Source organism: Solibacillus isronensis, assembly GCF_900168685.1.
GTDB classification, from domain to species: Bacteria; Bacillota; Bacilli; order Bacillales_A; family Planococcaceae; genus Solibacillus; species Solibacillus isronensis_A.
Window position 1 is genome coordinate 36,996 of record NZ_FVZN01000012.1, and the last position, 21,096, is coordinate 58,091.

The following is a 21,096-nucleotide window of genomic DNA, read 5'->3' on the forward strand; positions in this document are numbered from 1 at the left end:
AAAAAACCTCCTTAATTTTATAATTTAAATGTACCATAACTCATTAAGTATAACTATATAGGAACTATGAAAAAGGAACGGATTTTGGTACTTGATTTACTTAAAAAACATTTAGAAAAAGCAGGAAAATGAAAAGGTACCATAAACGGTCGTTTATGGTACCATTCAAATTTATCCTTATTGTACAAAATAACAGCGAAATTTTTAAATCTATTCCTTATCGATACAAATTCCCCGTAGGCGCTACGGACCTCTTTAGCTCCTTGGAAGCTGTCAGTAGTATACCTAATAATTTATCTACATTCCCTTTAGTAACGTGTAACTTTCCAAATTTACAAAAGCGACTCATAGAATTATTTCCTCCCGTTAAATAATAGATAACTATTAAAAATAGACAATACTTGCTCATAAGTAACGGTACTTAAATTGTTTACTTTGGCGTGTTTCATTGCTTGATGAAACTGATTTTTAGTAAACAGTTGACGATATTCTCGATTGACCCATTTTGAAACAAAGTACGTATATAGCTTCCAATATTTATCTGGAACATCTGTGGTATGGCGGGTAAGTTTTATTAAGACACTGTTTACTTTTGGTTTAGGATGAAAGCATTCCGCTGGCAGCTTAAGCAATTGCTGAATCGAGACTTGAGTGTGCAAGAGCAACCCTAGTGTTCGGTGAATATCCAAGGTACGCTTGTAGAATCCTTCTTCAACAATCAGATAGATGTCAGACGCATGGCTTTCAAAAACCACTTTTTTAATAATTTGTGTGCTTAAATGGTAAGGAATATTCCCAACAATTTTATACCTCTGTTTGTTAGGGAATTGAAACTGTAGAATATCTTGGTGAATTAAAGTGACACGAATGTTCAGTTTTAATTTTTCTGACGATAAGTTGAATAGATGACTGTCTAATTCAATAGACGTTACCTGTTTACTTATTTTAGCCAGTTTCGTCGTTAAATGCCCTTTACCTGTTCCAATTTCGTAAACGGTATCGGTTTCTTTTAAATTCAATTGTTTTATTATTTGGTTGAGTACTTTTTCACTCGTTAAAAAGTTTTGAGAATATTTTATATTTTTGTTCATGTAATCACTCCTGAAGTGATTACATCTATAAATAAATACAGAAGTTAAACGATTTGTTTGTAATTTTAGTTATCTGTTTAAAAAGTCATAAGATTAGTCACTGGTAGGAATTAATCTAACGTATTTATTTATCTGCGTAATCACTGTTTTTAGTCTGTTTCAAAACAGTAGATGTTTTATCTACATTACGCATTTGGAATACCAACATGACGAATCCCTCCTTCTTAATTACAAATTTTTAGCATCTAATTTAACTTCAATTCCTATTATACAAAATTTTAAGATAATGCACTATCAACACACTCTTAAGTTTGCTTCTAAGTCTTATTTCCATAACTTTAGGGTTAACCATACGCATGACCAATCACTCTCGGACAATACTCATGATTTTAATGATAAAATCCATGTTAAACCCATAGATAAGAAATACACCTGCAATAACCGTTACCTGTTTGTGCCAATTTAAAAATGCACCACTTTTTTATAATTAAAACGGTTGAAAACTGTACCACTAATAACTCACAATAGAGAGATGTCACCGTCAAGTTAAATGTACAAAATAACAGCGAAATTTTTAAATCTATTTCTTATCGATACAAATTCCTCGTAGGCGCTCGGGACCCCATTAATGACAATGGCACTTGGACGAGTAAATCATTAAAGATTATTGAAAATCAGGATGTTATTGTGATGAAGGCGAAGCATAGTTCTAAAGGTGTTCGACATAGGAGTGAATTATTGTTAAATAAGTTAGTTTAAAAGAAATAGAGGTGCATACTTAGAACGTATTCTTTTAAAAAGTATTTTGTTGTCCTTTCAAAATTTGGCCAGTGGAAAAAGGATTTTTAGATTATGTCTTACAGACAACTAAAGCAAACAAACTAAAAAGGGAAGCTAGTAAATTGACCCAGCTTCCCATCTAATTATGACTTTTGGTTCAAAGTCGATGTTATGACAAGAGCAATTGCTGTGATGATTGTTACCACTAAAAAGATATCGGAATAGTGAGGGGCACTTAACCGATAAAGTGGATTTAAAGCACTGCCAACTTCACGACGTGCAGACAGTAAAGCCCCAATTAATGCTGCACCAGTTCCGGCACCAAGATACAGTGCACCTTGAAACAGTCCCATACCCACTCCAACTTGCTCTTTGGATAGTGCAGCTACTGTAATATTGTTAGCAGGTGAGTTAATTAACGCAAAAGCAACTCCAATACCTAAAACACCAATCGAAAAAAAGATAGGTGAGAATCCAGCAAATACTGACATGAATAATGTGGAAATCCCCATAACTGCCAAACCTGTAATTAAGAGGATTTTAGGATTAACACGATCAGATAACTTTCCTACCATTGGTGATAAAATGGCGACAGCCGCACCTCCAGGAAGTAGTGTCATTCCTGCTTCTCCTGGGGTCAATCCATTGACCTCAACAACAAGTAACGGAACGAACACAAGTATGGAGAAGTAGGCAAACATCGAGAAAAAGACGATTAAAACAGAACTCACATATAAGTGGTTCTTCAATAGAACCGGTGGAATAAAAGGTTGCTTAGCTGTTGCAGTTCGAAAAATTAATGCAATTAAGGCGCACAGCGAGATGGTTAAGCTTACTATTGTTGGATAAGATCCAAAACCGTAGGTCTCAGAAAGCGTAATACCTAACAATAATAAACCTACTGTAAGTCCGAGCAAAATCCCTCCTACGATATCAAAGGTTTTTGGTTCTTCAATATCTGTTGGAACCATTTTTTGCATAGAAATTTGCGCACCTATGGCGATTAATAATCCTAAACAAAATACAATCCAAAAAAGAGAATGCCAGCCTAACCATTGACCTATAATGCCACCAAAGATCGGCCCCCCAGCAGTTCCAATACCAATAGAACCAGCAATAACTCCCAAAACGCTACCGCGTTGTCCTGGTGGATAAATTTTAGATACCACTACAACAGAGAGCACAGGTATAGAAGCCATTCCAGCACCTTGAACCATTCTTCCAAATACTAAAATAGACAGGTTAGGAGCAAGGGCACAAATTAAACTACCGATTGTTAGGGTTAAAATACCTATTGTGAATAGCTTTTTTACTTCTAGAAAATCAGACATACGTCCGTAAAATGGAATCGCTATTGCAAGTACAAGGGCGACACCACTGACAACCCAACTAACTTGAGCTTCAGATCCCCCCAGATCTGTTCCTATCATACCTAGAACGGGTGTGACCATATCAACGGTAATGGCAGCCATTAATACTGAAAGGGCTAGGACAACTATTAAAAGTTTATTTGAATCATGGTTTTGTTCACTATAGTTATTTTTTATTTGATTACTCATTTTTTCAGCCTCCTAAAATTTTATTACTATTTTAGGAGGCAATATCAATTGATTTCACCATAATTGTCACCTCTACTTCGACAAAAATAAAAAGGTATCGGTTATATATTAACCGATACCTTTTACGTGCTAAAATCTATTTATTCGTATCAACGAAAAATAGGCTTGAAAAAGCTTCGGTTGCGGTATTCTTCTTTTGAAAAAGGACATACGTATCCTGTGGTATTTAAATCTCCAGAAATTTTAATGATTGTATCACATACTGTATTCATCAATACCGCTTCCATTGCTTTTAGCCTCCTTTTACGAAAATGGTTACTTAGAATAGTATCATAAATATGTATGCAAAACAAGATTTAAAAAGTATGTAAGTTTGATTAACAGTAGGATATTTAAGTGTATGGCTATGGATTGATGGAATAGAACGAGATAACAAATAATGTGAATAAAAAATGTATCCTTTTCTGGAATTTATTAAAATGATTAAACTTTTTTATAAAAACCAAATTGAAATCTGATGGAGAAGAATCCATTTTGATCAATCTTTTTTTCAAAATGGGCTCTTTTATTTGCAAGTAAAATACGGGTATATGAGATTTTTTTGATCAAACTTTATTTTAAACCTACACTATGCAATGCAAGGTAAATTAGTTCTACAAGATACTAACGAAGAATCAGCCGAAATTTTACTAGGAAGAATTAGCGAGGAAAAAGAAAGGCTAATTAAGGAAAATTTAATTAAGAAGGAATTGCCCTTACCCCTAATAAATGAAGAGGATATTCCATTCGATATTCCTGAAAGTTGGAAATGGGTAAGGTTAGGAGAAATATCTTCAAAAGTTCATTATGGCTATACTGCATCGGCTCAAGACAAAGGCAACGCAAAGTTATTGCGAATTACAGATATTCAAAATAATTATGTAGATTGGGCGAATGTCCCTTATTGTAATGTAGATGAAAAAAAAATAGATTCAATTATTCTCAAGAATCGAGATATTTTGATAGCTCGTACAGGAGGAACTATTGGTAAAAGCTTTTTAATAACCGATGTCAAGGAAGAATCTGTATTTGCATCGTATCTGATAAGAGTTCAACCTCTAACTGATATTGATGAAATGTACTTAACTTACTTTCTTCAAAGTGAAATATATTGGCAACAACTTAGAGGAATGTCAGCAGGAACGGGACAACCGAATGTTAATGCCCAAAATCTCAAGAAATTACTTTTACCGTTGCCACCTTTAAATGAACAAAAGCGCATAGTAAAGAAAATAGAGGAATTAGTTTTAAAATTACAAAAGTATGATTTGCTTTATGAAGAATCTGTAAAAATTAATGAGACATTTCCATCAAAACTTGAAATTTCAATTCTAGACTATGCTATGCAGGGGAAATTGGTGGAACAAGATCCCAATGAAGAGTCTGCAACTATATTAATTGAACATATTCGTAAAGAAAAAGAACTTTTAGTACAAAAAAAAGTAATTAAGAAAGAAAAATCTCTTCCTCCTATAAATGATGAGGAAATTCCATTCGATATACCTAGAAGTTGGGAATGGGTGAGGATTAAAGAGATTTATTATAACGAAGGTCAAGTAAAACCAGAAGTACAGTTTTGTTATATTGACGTTTCCTCGATAGATAATAGTAAGGGGCGAATAAGGGATGAGTATAGTATCATCTCACCACTTGAAGCACCGTCTCGAGCTAGGAAAATTATAAATTCTGGTGATGTGATTTATTCTACAGTAAGACCATATTTGCAAAATATCGCCATAGTTGATAGAGAGTTTGAGCATCCGGCTATTGCGAGTACAGCATTTGTTGTAATGAGACCAATTTATATAAATAATAAGTTTCTATATTACGTATTGAAGTCTCCTTTCTTTAATTACAGCGTGGGAGCTAAAATGCTTGGAGCTACTTATCCTGCGATAAACGACACAAATTTTAATAATTTATTAATTCCTATACCACCCCTTAAAGAACAGAAAAGAATTGTTGCTAAAATTGAAGAGCTTTTAAGAATGACAAAAAGAATATTATAAACCTTTTAATAACGATGGTTTTTGATACGTGTGAGGAGGAGATAAAAATCTTCTCCTTTTTATATGAATTTGTCGCAAAACATATTTCAAAACCATTGTTTTAAAAAGCAGTTCTCAATACAGCACAGATTCCAAAGTTCAAGATAATATTTAATGATTATTCAAAAGTTCTATCTGTGAATATTAGAAATAAAAGCTTACCAAATTGGTAACAATGCACCTAACAGATATTAATTCTGATATGCTAACTCCAATTAGTAAAGGTGGTTGAGCATCATATGGATTTATACACTCTGCATTTGGTAAGTATGATGAAAACGGAGCTATTAGGGATTGCTATCATGATAGAGACAGATAATAAGTGTACTAAAGAAATTATAAAGGATTCTCTGTTAGACTTAATTACCCGAGAGTTAGAAGGGTATGAAGTCAGTTTACTCAATCGTAATACGGAAAAAGAGTGAGTTATGGTTTTCCAACTCACTTTTAGATTTATTAACATTAAATAAGGGTTGTAAGTTATGTCAGATATAATCGTGGATCCTTATTCAGATGAAACAAATTATGTACTCAACTTCTCATTAATATTTGAAATTAAAAAGCGCGCTGAAAAACATTTAGAGACCTATAAAAGAAAAAATCCATGAATTATCGCGTGAAGTGGCGTAATACTAGGCTCATTACAGAATAGGGAGTGCTAAAGTTATGGTTGATAGAGTTAGTATAAATTTGTATAAACATAATTGAGCCTATAGATTTGTGCAAAGAAGGGTGAAGACATAAATGTCGATTCAATTCAATTTAAATCTACTTCAGAATGGTATGCATTTTATTTCAAAATCTTTAGAAACTATAAAGAATCAGGACGAAGATCTAAAGTATTCATTAATTAATTTACATGCTGGAACTCAGTTGCTATTAAAGGAAATACTATTTCAAGAACATTGGTCTTTAATTTTCAGTAATTTAGAGAAGGCGGATAAATCAAAATTAGTATCTGGAGATTTTGCTAGTGTAAATCATGAAAATTTGATTACTAGATTAAAGAATGTTGTGGGTGTTGAATTTGATAATGAATTGTTAGAAAAGATGGAATGGCTTAGAAAAGAAAGGAATAAGGCCGAACATTATCATTTTGTAATATCTTCAGATATTTTAAAATCCAATATTGTAAAACTATTCACGTTTCTAATACCTTTTATTAATTTAGAACTTGTTGAGAAGGGATTTTTAGAATCCGAAGATAGTACTTATTTAGAGATTCAAGAGTATTTACGTAGTTTTGATGACTATATAGAAGAAAAAATGATTGTTATAGAAGAGAAGTTAGAGGAAATTGAGCTACTTTTAGATTGTCCTATATGCAGTCAGCAAACTGTAGAGTTTATAGATGAAAGCGACGCACATTGCTATTTTTGTGATAAGAATATCGAAAATTTTACAACTCAATATATTGAAATGTTTGTTGATACATATAGCCATATTAAAGACGGCGGGGAGTCCCCTTTATATGAATGCCCTGATTGTGATTGGGACACTTTTTTGCATCTGTATGATGATCAATATATTTGTCTGAGTTGTGGAATAAGGCCCACACAAGATGACTTGACAACATGTCCAGGACCAAGGTGTAATGAAAGGTTTGTCTTTAGAAATGAAAGTAAAATGGGATTTGAAGCATCATTTTGTGAAAATTGTATGGAGTATTTTAAGGATCTTTAAATTCTGTCAGAACTTATCTTCAAGGACTAGTATGGAAATTTGTTAAATCATGTGAAATTCTATGTTGTCTAAAGGTGGCGTTATACAATTGGAAAACTTTATAAGTACATTTATTTTTATTCTGCCAGGTATCATGACTTACTTCTGGTTGCAAGCTTTTGGCTTAGTACCTCCTACTAAGCACTCTGCTCCAGAACTCACTGGCATTGCTGCTCTTCTCTGGTTGCCGGTAAGTTTCAGCACATTATTTTTATTAAATTTATGGGCAGAGGTTTTCGGTAATGTAAAGTCTATTTTAACTATTGAGGATTTTAGTAATGCTACTAATGATTTGAAATATTTAACTTTATTTCTTTTTATAAGTTTAGTCATAAGTTATGTTTTTAGTGTCATTTGGAGTGTATGGGGGCACAGAACCCTTGTCCGAATAATCAATAAGACTCGTAACGCTAGAAATATTGCAAATTATTCAAATGGTTCTACTGTTTGGGAAGAATTCTTTATTAAAATTGACGAAGAGCAAATTAATTCTGAAGATAAAAAAAGTTCTGAGCTTAAGGCAAGAAGCAAAAGAGTTAAAGAGGCGGTTTACATAGTACATAAAATAGACAGTCCCGAGAAATTCATCGTAGGGTCGATGACAAAAGCTTCACGACCATTTGAAAGTATCAAGGGACTTGTTTTAGAGGATACCGAATCTTGGGAGGATGATATTAAAAATAATAATGATTATGAAATAAAAAAGGTGTATGTGGACTTTAGTTCTGGATTTATCGTAAAAGAATTAGACTTCAATAATCCTAAAGAGAAACCTAAACCTACACCTTTTAAAAGATTCAAATAACTATACTTTCTTGGGAGGTGGAGAGACTTTCTGTGCATCAACAGAATTCTTGATTCTACCTCCTGGTTTTTTTGAAGTTGGTCTGCTTTTTGTAGTAGATGAAACTGCTCGTTTTTTCATTGTATTTCCTCCCAGACAAGTGAAATTATTTTTTGGGTTTAGGGATAGGTGGAGAGACTTTTTTCCCTTCGACTGATCGCTCTTCTTTTTTATTATAGATTTTGTTTACTTGTATATTCAGATTCATAGTAATTCCTCTTTCTTGAATAGTATGGTGTATGTAGATGGGTAATTATTAAAATCATATCATTATTTGTAATTAATAAAAATGACAAAGAGCGATTTGCGGTTTCTCAACTCACTTTTTCTTTTCGTGTAGCTTAACAAGCTTATAAAATGTAGTCTTCTTTATATTTAATAACTCCATTGATTTCACCGCTGTAATTTCTTCAGCTTTCCATCTATTGTATACTTCCACAAACTCATCAGATATTTTTATCTCTGGCCGGCCGAATTTAACTCCATTTTTTAGTGCTGTATCTATACCTTCTCGTTGACTCTTTCGAATTCGATTTCGATCTTCTTCGGCCATCCAAGAAAGGATCTGCAGCACAAGGTCAGCAATAAATGTTCCCAAACTGTCTTTATACTGTGTCGTATCTAGTAACGGCATATCCATAACAACAATATCAGCTTCAAGATTCTTGGTCAGGTCATTCCATTCTTTAAGAATCTCTTCTTTATTGCGCCCAAACCGATCTAATGAATGAATGTATAGCACGTCACCTTTGCGAATGATCCGTTTCAATAGTTGATACTGTGGACGGTCGAAGTTCTTCCCACTTTGTTTATCCATGTAAATGTCTCGTTCATTGATTCCCATATTGATCATCGCATCAAATTGGCGCCCTTCATTTTGATCTTTTGTACTCACTCGAATATAACCAAATTTTCGATTTTCCATCGTATCACTCCGAAATTACAGTTTTATCTAATTATAACTTAAAAACGTTCGTAAAAGTGTATGAAATAAAATGAACGTCCGTAAATATTTTTTATATATTTACGGACGTTTATTTTGTTTGAAACGATAGATTTAAGATTGGTTCGTAAAAGTCTACTTTTACGAACGTCAAGTGTAGTTTATATGTCATTGATATTCTATATATATATGGTTTTTATAAAGATGCAGTTTCTGATTAGAGCTTTTTGACTAACTTCGTTAATTAGCATATAATTGTTTATGTAGTTAAATATTATTAGGAGGGTTATTAAAAAATGACACACTCAATTAGACTTCGTTTCCCAACTTTGAATCAGTAATTGAATACGTTCAAAGGCTCTGTTTGTGAAATCAGAGTAAACGGGATAAGTCTGTCCTTTTTTAATAATCTTCACTTTTTTATAGAGGTATAGTAGTTAAAGAAGAGTGTATAACTCTACCTTTTATAATTCTGTAGTTTTCTTTAATCAAGAATTTGATGGACTATGTACTAAAAACTGTCTTTAATTACCTTGTATAAATTGATTAGTAGAATCCCCTTTACTTTTACTCACAGATAACCCGTCTGTGAGTTTTTTATTTTCTAGGAGAATGGAGGAATTACTCATGATGACTTTGCTTTTCTATTGATACGAGCTTGTTTGTTTATGCGATAAGCTCGTATCGATGAAAAATCGATACGCTATATGATCAGGAGGTATCGATTGAAATGAAAAATTGGAAAAAAAGACTTTTTGCTATATACACCGGACAATTCTTTTCTCTATTGAGCAGTGCTGCTGTTCAATTTAGTATCATCTGGTGGTTGACCGACGCTACAGGTTCGCCACTTGTTCTGGCATTGGCCGGAGTAGCCGGTTTTTTGCCGCAAGCGCTTATTGGACCCATAGCCGGAACCATCATTGATCGCTACTCACGTAAGATGATGATGATTTTAGCTGATATGACGGTAGCTTTCGGAAGTTTCATACTATTTATCACGATGTACTTCCAAGAGCCTAGCCTGGTATTGATCATTTCAGTACTGATTTTACGTTCCATAGCAACGGCCTTCCACGTACCGTCGTTGCAGGCCTCTATTCCATTGTTAGTTCCTGAGGAACATTACACAAAAGTGGCAGGATGGGGGCAAATGGTAAGTTCGATTACTAATATTGTGGGACCAGCAATAGGGGTCTCATTGTTGGCTATCGCCACCATAGAATGGGTATTACTGTTGGACATCTTGGGAGCAGTTATTGCCACTTCCATTCTTTTGTTTATTCATATTCCAAAAGTGACAGAGGATAAAAGCGCTGCACCGTTGAGCTTTGTGACGGAAATGAAAGAAGGCTATCAGGCGGTTACTCAGCACCGACTCCTAATTAAGTTAGTCATCGTGATGACCATCGTAGCGGTGCTGTACATTCCATTAGGAACGTACTTTCCGCTAATGGTTCGTAATCACTTCGAAAGAGGCGTCATAGAAGCCGGAATTGTAGAAATCACATTTGCAATCGGTTTAATTCTTGGGGGAGTTTTGGTGGGATTCGTAGGAGATCGATATAGTAAAGGAAAAACCATGGCCGCCGGTATGGCCTTATTAGGTGGAGCTTTACTGATTTCAGGTCTGCTGGTTCCCTCAGCTTTCTTCATATTTATTGGACTAAGTTTTTTTATGGGGCTGTCGGGGCCGCTGTTTTCAGCGCCATTTTATGCGTTCATCCAAACTGAAATTGAACCTCGATTGTTGGGACGGGCATTTAGCTTTATAACGAGTCTGTCACTTCTTGCAACACCCTTAGGTTTTGGGGTGGCAGGAATTATTGCAGAAGTCACGGATATAGCCGTATTATTTGCTGTTACAGGATGTTTGATCGTGGTAAATGCGATTATCACTTATAAGATGAACTAGGAGGAGAAAGTAATGCAGTTTTTATTGTTTTATTAATACGGGCTTGAAGTAAGGCTCGTATCGATTATGGCTATCGGTACGAAATTAAAAATTTCGGAGGTAGCACAATGGAAAAAATTTGTTTTGAACTAAAAAATATTGAACTCTCCTTTTTAGATAAAGAGGTCTTGAGAATTGAAAATTTAGCTATTCATCAATTTGATCGTATTGGGATTGTTGGGAAAAATGGTGCAGGAAAGACTACACTAATGAAATTACTAACGGGTCAGATTGAGCCTGAAAAAGGTCAAGTATTAAAGGCTGTCGAGTTCGGTCACTTTAAGCAAATGGAAACACCAGAAAAGTTAGATAGTGAATATGATTATTCTTTATTAGGGAAATTGAACATTCCACAGAACATGAATTACTTAAGTGGTGGAGAGGAGTCGAGGTTAAAATTAGTTCAACTATTTTCGCAATATCATGAAGCTCTTTTACTAGATGAACCAACAACGCACCTTGATTCGGAAGGTACTTCCTTTGTAATTGATGAGCTTCGATACTATTATGGAGCGTTAATTATTATAAGTCATGATAGGAAGCTCCTTGACGAGCTGGTTACATCAATCTGGGAAGTTCAGGACGCACAGGTAAGCGTCTATACGGGGAACTATAGTTACTATGCGAAACAAAAAGAAAGAGAGCGGAACCAGCAACTTCAGGCTAGAGAACAATTTCAGAAAGAAAAGAGTCGTCTTGAAAGAGCTGCCCAAGATAAAATGAAAAAAGCGGAAAAGATTACACAGTCAGGTCGAATGTCAAAAAAGGAAAGTAAATCTAAAGCAAACAGAATGTTTGAATCTAAATCAAAAGGAACCGGACAGAAATCAGTACACCGAGCTGCGAAAGCAATTGAGCAAAGGATTGAGCAACTTGAAGAAGTTGATCCTTTAAGAATTGAAAAAAGTATAATCTTTCCCAAACAAGAAACATTGGAATTACACAATTCTTTTCCTGTCATGGCAAATCAATTAACTATAAAAGTTGAAGAAAAAATTTTATTAGATGAAGCAAGCTTCCAATTTCCAAGAGGAAAAAAGATTGCGATTTTAGGTCCGAATGGAAGTGGGAAAAGCACTTTACTAAAGTTGATTGCACGAAGAGACGAGGCATTAACAATCTCTCCAAAAGCAAAGATAGGTTATTTTCAACAAACTAGTTATCGATTTACAGGTGATGACACTCTAATTGAATATGTAAAAAAACATTCAGATTTTGATGAAGGATTTTTGAGGTCTGTTCTCCATACTATGGATTTCACAGGTACAGATATTCAAAAGAAACTGACATCGTTAAGTGGTGGAGAGGCTATACGTTTACAGTTGTGTCTTCTTTTTCTCGGAGCATTTAATATACTTTTATTAGACGAGCCAACTAACTTTCTAGATTTACATGCTATTAAGGCGCTAGAAACCTTTATAAAGAGTTATGATGGGACGATATTGCTTGTTTCACATGATGAGGTATTTGTGCAAAATGTAGTGGATTTACGATATAAAATTGACAAAAAAAAATTAACGGTTCTATAGTGTTTATCTATTTTTACATTTTAAAAAACCTAAGAAGAGTGACGAAAATCACTCTTCTTAGGTTTTAGTGCTTTATTTTAAACCGTATTTTCTTAAGTAGACAGCATTCATCGCCAGTTGGAAAGAATCTGAATCGAGATTCTCAACGAGTTCAAGTGGTGTACAGTCTTCGTTCGCATTATATAGATGGACTGCAAGCTTCAATAGACTTGCCGTGCCCCTTGAAAAATCCTGTTCTTTAAAGCATCTGTCCGAACTGAACCCACCATCAGTTAGGTAAGGAAGAGCTTTTTTGACAAGTTCGTCATTACCAGTAAGGACATAGATTAGCGTCTGGTATTCATGGCTCCTCTGTTGATAAGAGTTAAGTTTTTGTAGCGCTTCGTTATACAATATGTGATGGCTTTCTGTAAACAATGACAATGTTTAGGGCCCCTTTCATCTCTCTTCATTTAATGTTTTTCTTTGAATGTAATCTTACAATTAGCATATCATTTCCAGCCTTCTAAATGGTAGCTTTCTTAGGAACGCCTTAGAATAATTGGGTGGCTAGTGTTGAAATTTAATAAACTGAAAACCCTCCGGAGAGGGTTTATCAGATGTACATCTGTTTTTTCAATGAGACTCCGTTTTTATGACTGACAATCAAAGAATCCAAGACCTCGATATTTAAAATTTTGCCTATCTCAACCAATTTTTCACTCACACTAACATCTTCCGATGAACATTGACAGTGACCTGAAGGATGATTATGGGCAACGATGATGCTGTGAGCATTGTTCATAATGGCTGTCTTGAAGACCTCCCGAGGATGGACGATGCTGGCACCTAATGACCCTGTATGACAGCGGTGTACGGTAATGACCTGGTTCTTAGCGTTCAAACAGATGACGAGGAACACCTCACGGTCTTCATCTCCTATGAGTGCCTGAACAAATTTGATGGCATCTATGGGTTCCGTTATCTTCTCCGGTAGGTAACTTTTATATGACTCTTCGATTTCTTTGATCTCCTGTTTGATCCGTGTGATTTCAATGATTTTTTCAAAATGCATGTGTATCGCTCCCTTTCAATTTTGGTCCGCCGGGCGGAAGTAGTCCCAAAAGGGATTATTTTTTGCCTTTTGGTAAGGAAGACGGATACAATACCTAGAGGGCCGGTCAAGGGTCTCAGCGGAAAAGTTTTTAGCGCAGCCGGTATAAAAAGTTTTTCGCCCCTTGAACTGGACTCTCCTGTCTTGAGACGAAATAGGGATAGGGCGAAGCTATGGAATCTGTCCATATTTGGTCCTTAGACAGGCTGTGGGTGTGTACGCTCCGGTGGCCACAAGAAAAAAATAACGACAAAAAAAGGTAGCCAGCTGTTGGCTACCCTCTGATTGGTATGCTCTTGTGTTTCCGACTCGTTCGTCCGTGAAGAAAAAGACAGGAATCTACAGGCTGTCCGTTAGGATACAGCTTGTGATTATCGGCTTTTTTAGGACGAAGCGACACGTAGAGCGACTTGATGCACTTTTAGTCGCTCTAGTGCAGTCGCCCGATATAGTACCTAAATAAAAATGCTATAGCTAGAAATCCTTTGTATCTAAAACAAGAAAGTCTATATAATCTCGATCTAGAAACTAAATATCATCTAAAAAATCATCAATACGATTTCTCAACCAGCTCTCTGTAAAATAGAAAAGACTCTTCAATCTCTTTCTTTCGAGCGGATTGTATAAGAAGAGCATCATTTTCGAATGACAAATGAAAAGCCACATCACGATGTACATCTGGACCTGTCAAAGGTGGAAGCTTATTTACTATGACTTGTTGATACTTTGTTGTATAACCAAGTTTCTCAACGATTCCAAGTGAAGAGAGTTTTCTGAGATAGTCGTATATAGCGAATGAAAAATGATCATCACCATATGTATAATTGAAATGGAAGACACCAACTTCTCTCAGTCGATACATCTCGTCTTTAATCTTTGGTACCCAGATTTTTTGAAATGTGGGGCTCTTACGATAGATATACTTGTCATATATCCAAAGCTGCCATAGATGAGATGGGGTCCGGAACAAATAGTTATAATCGGTAAATACATTAAACACTCCTGGGAAATTGTCATCTGAAAACCCGTGTTTCTTCAGCAACCTTTCAAAGTATTCTTTTTCAGTCGAGGTCATCATCTTTGTTACAGATTCCAATGAATCATAGTTTAATGAACGAATATATTCAGATGTAAGTTTCTCTCTGAGTTTGATTGCCTCAGCTTTCTTTTTTTCGCTGATTTCTCTTTCTCTTCGCTCCCTTTCTTCTTCTCTCTTTTCTTCTTGCTCAACTTCTAACTTTCTTGTGTACCAAGATTTAAATTCATTTCGTATTCGATCAGTACCTATAAATTGTTTATATACTTTAGCTTCATTCAAAGAGAATCCTTCTTCGTGAACTACGATGATAGTATCTGAATGCCAGTAACTCATCTTATGTTGATAGAGAGCTCTAAAGCTTTTGAAATCTGTATCAAGAAAAAATAAAGCATTCTTCTCCTCATAAATAGCTGAAGCAAGAGATACCAGTTGATGTTTTGAAGCATCCTTTATCCCCTCACTCTTGCCGTATCGATGTACGCTTTCACCAAGTATCCAAAAATCTTGAATACCCGCAGACTTGTAGAGGGCATGCCTTTCTTTCCATACCGAACCTGGTATCTTGGAGCACTGCATCTCAAAGGCCATTCTTTTACCGTCTGGCAAAATAGCTATGACATCAGCACGTTGATTGGTCTCTTTTATCTTATATTCAAATTCTACTTGAGCTTCCGGAAACTGTTCGAGCAACCAATTTCGAATCAACATCTTACCTTTTAAATGTTCAGCGGTCTCAGGTTCTGAATCATATGTGCAATCAAGGAGGTGGATATGTTTAAAGTGAGCAGTGACTCGTGGTCCTGCAGCGAAACGTACACCTGTCAAACACTCTGGACACAGCAACTGTTTAGAGTTTGACATGAGACGTAATTCATCTAGATTATTATCTAATGGATTTACTTTTCTTCCAGCATTGTCGACAGCTACAAACATTCACTTATTCACCTCAGACATAAGATTTATGAATCAATCTTTTAGTAATTTGATAAGTCCAGCACGGTCTATCAATCGCACACCTACCTTATTAGCAAGCCGAATGGCATGAGGTGTGTAGGTCGATGTTGTGATAACCCATGCTTCAGTACAGTCGTAATAGATTTTTCCTGTCAAAACTTCTTGGACAGCAGTGTTCGTCACTCTATTTGAGGGCTTGTATCGTTTGCACTGGACTGCGATTTTGCGTTCCTCTTTATAAAGTATCAGGTCGACTCCTTGGTCACCTGATGTCTTCGTAAGGGAGACTCGGTATCCATTCTGAGAAAAATAGGAGTGAAGAAATTTTTCAAACTGTACGCCACTCATCGTATCAATGGAAGCGATGTCTACAGTTGAACGTTTTTCTTTCCGTCTTTCTCCGACGGCAAAGGTGATGGCCTGTCGAATAGTCAGTGATGAATGGTCCAGACCTTCAGTCTTGAGTTGCTGTTGAAGTATCTTAACATCCTTCATTGAAGGGATATGACTTGCGAGTCTTTCAGGATCGATTGTAGCGACATATTTTTTTATATGTACATTCTTTGAAAGAGTAACAGATCGACTCAATGCAAAGATGCTCATAAGAAGCAAAGGCAATAAAGCAATAATCAACCATTCGTTCCGTGTATACTCCTCGAACATGTATTGAAGTCCATTCAATATCTTCCCCTCATTCCAAGAAATTATAAAAGCATGCCAATCAAATGAAGTGGCATGATATTACAAAAATAGATTTTGATACAAGTATACAACTAATCTTTAAAATGAAATAGATTTTTCAAGAGATATAAGCATTCCAGTTTTTATATGGAGATACAGGTTATCTTAGGGGGAAGGACGATGATAAAAATGGATTTTAAAGGGGGCGCTAGTCAGATGGCTAGCATGGACCCGAAAAATCCAGTCCATGCTCTTAGACGATCAAGACGAAGTATCTAGGTAGAGCAAACCTCGTTTAGATGCTTCGTCCACCTTGAACTTGAGAAATTCAATCGTATTTACCTCAGAATGTGAATCTTCTATGCTGAGATTCGCATTCTGAGGCCTTTACTTTTTTGTTTTGTGATGAATGAAGTGTACACCTAAAATCCTCTGAGAAGCCCTCAGAGGAGGGCTTTTTCAGATGACTCTGAGTTCTTTTAAAGAAACAGCGTCTTGATGGCTCACTATCAACGAGTCGAGAACTTCGATATTTAATATTTCACCGACCTTTATCAACCGTTCGCTGACTTTGACATCTTCCGGAGAATGCTGGCAGTTACCGGATGGATGGTTGTGGGCAACAATGATGCTGTGGGCGTTACTCATGATAGCTGACTTGAAGACCTCGCGTGGATGGATGATGCTTGCTCCTAAAGCGCCTACGTGACAACGATGGACGACTGTAATCTCATTCTTGATGTTGAGACACATGACGAGGAACACCTCACGGTCTTCATCTCCTATGAGTGCCTGTGCAAAATCGAGTGCATCTGTTGCTCCTTTGATTCTCTCAGGCAAGATGTCTTTGTACGCTTCCTCGACCTCTTTGATTTCCTGTTTGATTCGTGTGATTTCAATGATTTTTTCGAGTTGCATGTGTATCGCTCCCTTTCAATTTTTGGTCCGCCGGGCGGAAGTAGTCCCAAAAGGGATTATTTTTTGCCTTTTGGTAAGGAGGACGGATACACCACCTAGAGATCCGGTCAAGGGTCTCAGCGCAAAAGTTTTTAGCGCAGCCGGTATAAAAAGTTTTTCGCCCCTTGAACTGAGATCTCCTGTCTTGAGACGAAATAGGGATAGGGCGAAGCCGTGGAATCTGTCCGTATTTGGTCTTTAGACAGGCTGTGGATGTGTACGCTCCGGTGGCCAAAAGCAAAAAATAACGACAAGAAAAGGTAGCCAGCTGTTGGCTACCCTCTGATTGGCATGCTCTTGGGTTTCCGACTCGTTCGTCCGTGAAAAGAAAGACAGGAATCTATAGGCTGTCCGTTAGGATACAGCCTGTGATTCTCGGCTTTTTTAGGACGAAGCGACACGTAGAGCGAATTGATGCACTTTTAGTCGCTCTAGTGCAGTCGCCCAAAAGAAATAGATTAACTAGTTTCTAAACAATCTTGAGAAATACATCTACAAATAGATATACTTGGGATATCATGAACATATAGATTGAATTTATTTACAGATGACTATTCGACTAATCAATCCATGTAGGGGTACAGTCAGGAAAATGCGGATTTACAACGTTAAGGAAATTACAATATTAAAAAGCCCAATTTCTCAGTATTAAAATTGAGAAATTGGACTTTTTTAGTTACTCCAGAAACGCGCCCGATAATGGAAGATGCTAAAGTCACAACCGATTTTACCTATTCAAATAATTCTATTATTCGATTCATCCAAATATATAAATAAAACATTTTATTAAAGAATAGAATTAACCCAATTGCTATCATTAATATTCCACCTAGTTTCAAGAAACCTGAAGAATACTTTGTTAGTAGCTTCACTTTAGAAATAAATATTGCCAGTATGATAAATGGTATGCCAAAACCTAAGGGTCTCAATATTTATTTTCCTATAATGTGTTATTCTACTAAATGACAGTGCCTCACACTTTATACCAATTATTTCATAATCAATAAGTTCCTACAATATGTAATTCTTCCTCCAGTTCAATACAATGAACGCTAATCACTGTTTGTAGATAGCGTCCTTAATAAAAAGAATTGCATTATTTAACAATAAAGAAGGAGCTGGATATTAAAAATCCTGCTCCTTTCTTTTGTATTCTTGTTAAAGTTAAGCGCCCTTTAATGGTAGATTAGTTTCCAGTACCTGTACTTTATTTTATCGCTGAAACGACACCTTTATATGATGAGATTTTTTATAAACAAGTACAAATGCGTAATTGATTGTTATCAGGATCTACGACTGTCATCATGCGAAGCCCTTCAAGATCCTCATTTGGAGGCTCAATGATACGGACTTCTTTTTTGCTCTTTAATTCGCTGTACCAGTTGTCAACATTTGGAACAAAAAAGTGTACTAATCCACCTACTTGGCAGTCACCAGTATGTTCAGTCAAATAAATAGTCATTTCATCTTTGGTGATCTGCGCAAAAACAGGAAAATGCGGTTCAAATCGATGTTCCCAGTCAATTTGAAAACCCATCCCATCTATATAGAACTCCTTACTTCTTGTATAGTCAGTTATGCGTAATGCAGGAATTACTTTTTGCATATTGACCTCCTCATATTATGTTATACCTCTTATATCCAATCATTAAGTTATATTCTCTTGCTCTATAGCTTAATAAGCATTATATCAAATTCCCTCATTTGAACACCTAAATTACTCCATTAAATGGCCCTTTAATGGAATAGGGAACGACTATTTTTTCCCTTCCGACAGCTTTCTATATAATGAAGCCCTAGACACATTTGTAATTTCACAAATTTGATTTACAGTCATACCTCCTTCTTTATATAGCTTTACTGCATAATTCATTCCTGCGTGATTTTTATGATATTTCTTTAACCGTCCTTTAAACTTCCCTTCTTTCTTTGCGAGCTCAATTCCTTCACGCTGACGCATAGGAATAAGGTCTCACTCTAATTGGTTAACACCAGCCATTACCGTAATTAAGAATTGACTATATGGATTATCTTCTGATAAATCTAGCCATGTATCCTTAAGTGATTTTAAGCTTGCCTTTTTATTTCGTATTAAATCAATCAATTCAAATAAATCTTGCGTACTTCGAGTGATCCGAGTTAAATCTGTAACATAAATAATGTCTCCTTCCTGTAAATCCTCTAACATTTTTTGAAGTTGTTCACGATCTTTTGTTGCTCCTGAAATTTTTTCTTCATAAATAATATCCATTCCAATTTCGTTCAATTGCCGAAATTGACTTGAAGGATTTTGGCTAGTCGAACTGACGCGTACATAACCGATTTTCTTCAAAATTTCACCTCGTTTTTGAGACAAGTCATACAATAAAACACTAAATCGCTTTATTTGACGTAATTTCGATTATATCTCAATAGATTAAACCTTATTGTACAAGGTTTCCTGCTTTATCATTGTAAATCCGTATAATCGGGATGCTGCCCCTCTAAGAAGTAAGATGTTCTCATACCAATAAGGAACTCATACCATTTAATTAATGAGAAGTGCTTGTTTTCGTGTCAGCAGATCTTTGATTAAGTATAATTACTCCACCGACAATCATAACTAAACCAATAAATGTAAGAATATTAAATGGTTCATTCCACACCAAAACACCTATTAAAGCTGTCAGAGCTGTTCCTACACCTGACCAGATTGCGTAAGCTAAACTTAAAGGCAAAGTTTTTAAAGACAATGATAATGTATAGAACGCTATGAAGAAGCCAATTGCTACTCCAATTGTGGGGTATATATTCGTAAATCCTTCAGATAATTTCAACATAGATGTTCCGAATATTTCACCAATAATCGCAATTCCTAATGCAACATACCCTTTCATAATCCATCAACCTTCCTTTAATGAGACAATTTAAGTACCACAACACCAGCTATAATGATTAGTAAGCCAAGTAATATTTTTAGATTAAACTTTTCTTTCCAAACAAGAATACCAACAATCGCAGTAAGAGCAGTACCTGCACCAGACCATATTGCATAAGCAGTTCCTAACGGAATGTGTTCTAATGCTTTGGAGAGAAAATAAAAAGCACTCCCCATACCTATTACTAAACCAACTGTAGGGACTAATTTCTTAAAGCCATTTGATGCCTTCATCATAGAACTTCCGAATACTTCAAATAAGATTGAGCTAATTAATAATACATATGGATTCATGTGATATCCTCCTAGGTTGTAGATTCAATTAATTTTTCGATGATTTTTTCTCGTAAGTCAAAATTGATTTGTCCCAACTTAAAGAACTCGGAATAATAAAGACCATCGAGAGTAAGCCGAATTGTTGTTGCTAGTACAGAGTCAATACCATCCTCATCAATTTTTGATTGAATATACTCGAAGTGGACAAGGATGTTTTCTGTAACAGTATGATTCAATTTCGAAAAAGAATGAAATGCTATATTTAGAACTTGAGAATTGTTTAAATCATCAGTGTAGGCATGTATTAAGGCGCGAGTCCATTTTCCTTTTTCTATAGGATCATTCTCAGCTAATTCATTAAATCGGTATACAAAGTCTTGAAAAATAAATTCAGTTATTCCAGCATATAATGCTTCTTTTGAGGGGAAATGATACAATAAACCACCTTTGCTAACATTGGCTTGCTTTGCGACTGCTTCTAATGTCAAAGTATCAAAATCGTTTGAACCTAAGAATTCTATTGCAGCATTTAGTAGATGCGCTCTTTTGTCCTGTCCTTTTGCTGACATGATTACCCTCCTTTTATTATTCCATGAGATTATTATACCGTCCGGACGGTTTTTTGTCAAAATAAACTTACCTTGAATTTATTTTGATAGGGATGTTCCAG

The 21,096-nt window shown here is 35.6% G+C and carries 20 protein-coding genes and 2 pseudogenes; 6 read left to right on the forward strand and 16 right to left on the reverse strand.

Translation table 11 applies throughout. The annotated features are described in order from the left end of the window. Positions 1-353 precede the first annotated feature (353 nt). The 5 genes and pseudogenes from erm(B) to B5473_RS20605 form a co-directional block, all read right to left on the reverse strand. Positions 354-1,091, reverse strand: a complete 738-nt coding sequence (gene erm(B), locus B5473_RS05165) for a 23S rRNA (adenine(2058)-N(6))-methyltransferase Erm(B) (protein ID WP_001038790.1) — start codon at positions 1,089-1,091, stop codon at positions 354-356. Between the two features lie 124 nt (positions 1,092-1,215). After that, the gene (locus B5473_RS05170; protein ID WP_001814874.1) at positions 1,216-1,299 is read right to left on the reverse strand and encodes a 23S rRNA methyltransferase attenuation leader peptide; all 84 of its coding nucleotides are present in this window, start codon (positions 1,297-1,299) and stop codon (positions 1,216-1,218) included. A 48-nt stretch (positions 1,300-1,347) separates the two neighbouring features. Beyond that, positions 1,348-1,431 (reverse strand): annotated as a pseudogene (locus B5473_RS21045) (MLS leader peptide); the annotation flags it as partial. 583 nt (positions 1,432-2,014) lie between these two features. Further along, on the reverse strand, positions 2,015-3,430 hold the full coding sequence (locus B5473_RS05180; RefSeq protein WP_079523971.1) for an MFS transporter: 1,416 nt from the start codon (positions 3,428-3,430) through the stop codon (positions 2,015-2,017). 149 nt (positions 3,431-3,579) lie between these two features. After that, the gene (locus tag B5473_RS20605; RefSeq protein ID WP_176142020.1) at positions 3,580-3,717 is read right to left on the reverse strand and encodes a hypothetical protein; all 138 of its coding nucleotides are present in this window, start codon (positions 3,715-3,717) and stop codon (positions 3,580-3,582) included. 348 nt (positions 3,718-4,065) lie between these two features. Between B5473_RS20605 and B5473_RS05185 the strand changes: the two genes are divergently transcribed. The 3 genes from B5473_RS05185 (at position 4,066) to B5473_RS05200 (ending at position 8,044) form a co-directional block, all read left to right on the forward strand. Then, the gene (locus B5473_RS05185) at positions 4,066-5,478 is read left to right on the forward strand and encodes a restriction endonuclease subunit S (protein ID WP_079523972.1); all 1,413 of its coding nucleotides are present in this window, start codon (positions 4,066-4,068) and stop codon (positions 5,476-5,478) included. 783 nt (positions 5,479-6,261) lie between these two features. Further along, the gene (locus tag B5473_RS05195; protein WP_079523974.1) at positions 6,262-7,200 is read left to right on the forward strand and encodes a hypothetical protein; all 939 of its coding nucleotides are present in this window, start codon (positions 6,262-6,264) and stop codon (positions 7,198-7,200) included. Positions 7,201-7,288: 88 nt separating this feature from the next. Continuing rightward, positions 7,289-8,044, forward strand: a complete 756-nt coding sequence (locus B5473_RS05200) for a hypothetical protein (RefSeq protein WP_079523975.1) — start codon at positions 7,289-7,291, stop codon at positions 8,042-8,044. Positions 8,045-8,402: 358 nt separating this feature from the next. Here the strand turns inward: B5473_RS05200 and B5473_RS05205 are convergent, their stop codons facing one another. Then, positions 8,403-9,008, reverse strand: coding sequence for a recombinase family protein (locus B5473_RS05205; RefSeq protein ID WP_079523976.1), 606 nt, complete (start codon positions 9,006-9,008; stop codon positions 8,403-8,405). A 314-nt stretch (positions 9,009-9,322) separates the two neighbouring features. Between B5473_RS05205 and B5473_RS21140 the strand changes: the two genes are divergently transcribed. From B5473_RS21140 to B5473_RS05215, 3 genes are all read left to right on the forward strand, one after another. Continuing rightward, positions 9,323-9,367, forward strand: a complete 45-nt coding sequence (locus B5473_RS21140; RefSeq protein ID WP_106408210.1) for an erythromycin resistance leader peptide — start codon at positions 9,323-9,325, stop codon at positions 9,365-9,367. A gap of 389 nt (positions 9,368-9,756) precedes the next feature. After that, a complete protein-coding gene (locus B5473_RS05210; RefSeq protein ID WP_217349712.1) occupies positions 9,757-10,941 on the forward strand; it encodes an MFS transporter in 1,185 nt (394 codons plus the stop codon). A gap of 107 nt (positions 10,942-11,048) precedes the next feature. Next, entirely contained in the window at positions 11,049-12,509 is a 1,461-nt protein-coding gene (locus B5473_RS05215; RefSeq protein WP_079523978.1) for an Msr family ABC-F type ribosomal protection protein, read from the forward strand. Between the two features lie 72 nt (positions 12,510-12,581). Here B5473_RS05215 and B5473_RS20825 read toward each other — a convergent pair whose 3' ends face one another. The 10 genes and pseudogenes from B5473_RS20825 to bcrA all read right to left on the reverse strand — a co-directional run bounded on the left by B5473_RS20825 (position 12,582) and on the right by bcrA (position 20,995). Next, a complete protein-coding gene (locus tag B5473_RS20825; protein WP_079523979.1) occupies positions 12,582-12,932 on the reverse strand; it encodes a DUF6075 family protein in 351 nt (116 codons plus the stop codon). Positions 12,933-13,104: 172 nt separating this feature from the next. Then, positions 13,105-13,563, reverse strand: a complete 459-nt coding sequence (locus B5473_RS05225) for a JAB domain-containing protein (RefSeq protein ID WP_079523980.1) — start codon at positions 13,561-13,563, stop codon at positions 13,105-13,107. A gap of 589 nt (positions 13,564-14,152) precedes the next feature. Next, positions 14,153-15,574 (reverse strand): competence protein CoiA, encoded by a 1,422-nt coding sequence (locus tag B5473_RS05230; RefSeq protein ID WP_079523981.1) that lies wholly within the window; start codon positions 15,572-15,574, stop codon positions 14,153-14,155. Positions 15,575-15,607: 33 nt separating this feature from the next. Further along, complete coding sequence (locus B5473_RS05235; protein WP_079523982.1) at positions 15,608-16,276, reverse strand: restriction endonuclease; 669 nt, start codon at positions 16,274-16,276, stop codon at positions 15,608-15,610. A 459-nt stretch (positions 16,277-16,735) separates the two neighbouring features. Beyond that, a complete protein-coding gene (locus B5473_RS05240; RefSeq protein ID WP_079523983.1) occupies positions 16,736-17,194 on the reverse strand; it encodes a JAB domain-containing protein in 459 nt (152 codons plus the stop codon). Between the two features lie 1,288 nt (positions 17,195-18,482). Beyond that, positions 18,483-18,839 carry a glyoxalase superfamily protein gene (locus B5473_RS05250; RefSeq protein ID WP_003725288.1) on the reverse strand — a complete coding sequence of 119 codons (357 nt, stop codon included), beginning with the start codon at positions 18,837-18,839 and terminating at the stop codon, positions 18,483-18,485. Between the two features lie 150 nt (positions 18,840-18,989). Next, a pseudogene (locus B5473_RS05255) lies at positions 18,990-19,565 on the reverse strand (recombinase family protein). A 199-nt stretch (positions 19,566-19,764) separates the two neighbouring features. Next, positions 19,765-20,109, reverse strand: coding sequence for a quaternary ammonium compound efflux SMR transporter BcrC (bcrC, locus tag B5473_RS05260; RefSeq protein WP_003725292.1), 345 nt, complete (start codon positions 20,107-20,109; stop codon positions 19,765-19,767). Between the two features lie 17 nt (positions 20,110-20,126). Next, positions 20,127-20,444 carry a quaternary ammonium compound efflux SMR transporter BcrB gene (gene bcrB / locus B5473_RS05265; RefSeq protein ID WP_079523984.1) on the reverse strand — a complete coding sequence of 106 codons (318 nt, stop codon included), beginning with the start codon at positions 20,442-20,444 and terminating at the stop codon, positions 20,127-20,129. A gap of 11 nt (positions 20,445-20,455) precedes the next feature. After that, a complete protein-coding gene (gene bcrA, locus B5473_RS05270; RefSeq protein ID WP_079523985.1) occupies positions 20,456-20,995 on the reverse strand; it encodes an efflux transporter transcriptional regulator BcrA in 540 nt (179 codons plus the stop codon). Positions 20,996-21,096 lie beyond the last annotated feature (101 nt).

Excerpts from the sequence above, each read along its gene's own strand:
- B5473_RS05170 (WP_001814874.1), bottom strand. The coding sequence starts at position 1,299 with ATGTTGGTATTCCAAATGCGTAATGTAGATAAAACATCTACTGTTTTG.
- B5473_RS05205 (WP_079523976.1), bottom strand. The coding sequence starts at position 9,008 with ATGGAAAATCGAAAATTTGGTTATATTCGAGTGAGTACAAAAGATCAA.
- B5473_RS05210 (WP_217349712.1), top strand. The coding sequence starts at position 9,757 with ATGAAAAATTGGAAAAAAAGACTTTTTGCTATATACACCGGACAATTC.
- B5473_RS05215 (WP_079523978.1), top strand. The coding sequence starts at position 11,049 with ATGGAAAAAATTTGTTTTGAACTAAAAAATATTGAACTCTCCTTTTTA.
- B5473_RS20605 (WP_176142020.1), bottom strand. The coding sequence starts at position 3,717 with ATGGAAGCGGTATTGATGAATACAGTATGTGATACAATCATTAAAATT.
- B5473_RS05195 (WP_079523974.1), top strand. The coding sequence starts at position 6,262 with ATGTCGATTCAATTCAATTTAAATCTACTTCAGAATGGTATGCATTTT.
- B5473_RS05185 (WP_079523972.1), top strand. The coding sequence starts at position 4,066 with ATGCAAGGTAAATTAGTTCTACAAGATACTAACGAAGAATCAGCCGAA.
- B5473_RS05250 (WP_003725288.1), bottom strand. The coding sequence starts at position 18,839 with ATGCAAAAAGTAATTCCTGCATTACGCATAACTGACTATACAAGAAGT.
- bcrB (WP_079523984.1), bottom strand. The coding sequence starts at position 20,444 with ATGAATCCATATGTATTATTAATTAGCTCAATCTTATTTGAAGTATTC.
- B5473_RS05180 (WP_079523971.1), bottom strand. The coding sequence starts at position 3,430 with ATGAGTAATCAAATAAAAAATAACTATAGTGAACAAAACCATGATTCA.
- B5473_RS05240 (WP_079523983.1), bottom strand. The coding sequence starts at position 17,194 with ATGCAACTCGAAAAAATCATTGAAATCACACGAATCAAACAGGAAATC.
- B5473_RS05230 (WP_079523981.1), bottom strand. The coding sequence starts at position 15,574 with ATGTTTGTAGCTGTCGACAATGCTGGAAGAAAAGTAAATCCATTAGAT.
- bcrC (WP_003725292.1), bottom strand. The coding sequence starts at position 20,109 with ATGAAAGGGTATGTTGCATTAGGAATTGCGATTATTGGTGAAATATTC.
- bcrA (WP_079523985.1), bottom strand. The coding sequence starts at position 20,995 with ATGTCAGCAAAAGGACAGGACAAAAGAGCGCATCTACTAAATGCTGCA.
- B5473_RS05225 (WP_079523980.1), bottom strand. The coding sequence starts at position 13,563 with ATGCATTTTGAAAAAATCATTGAAATCACACGGATCAAACAGGAGATC.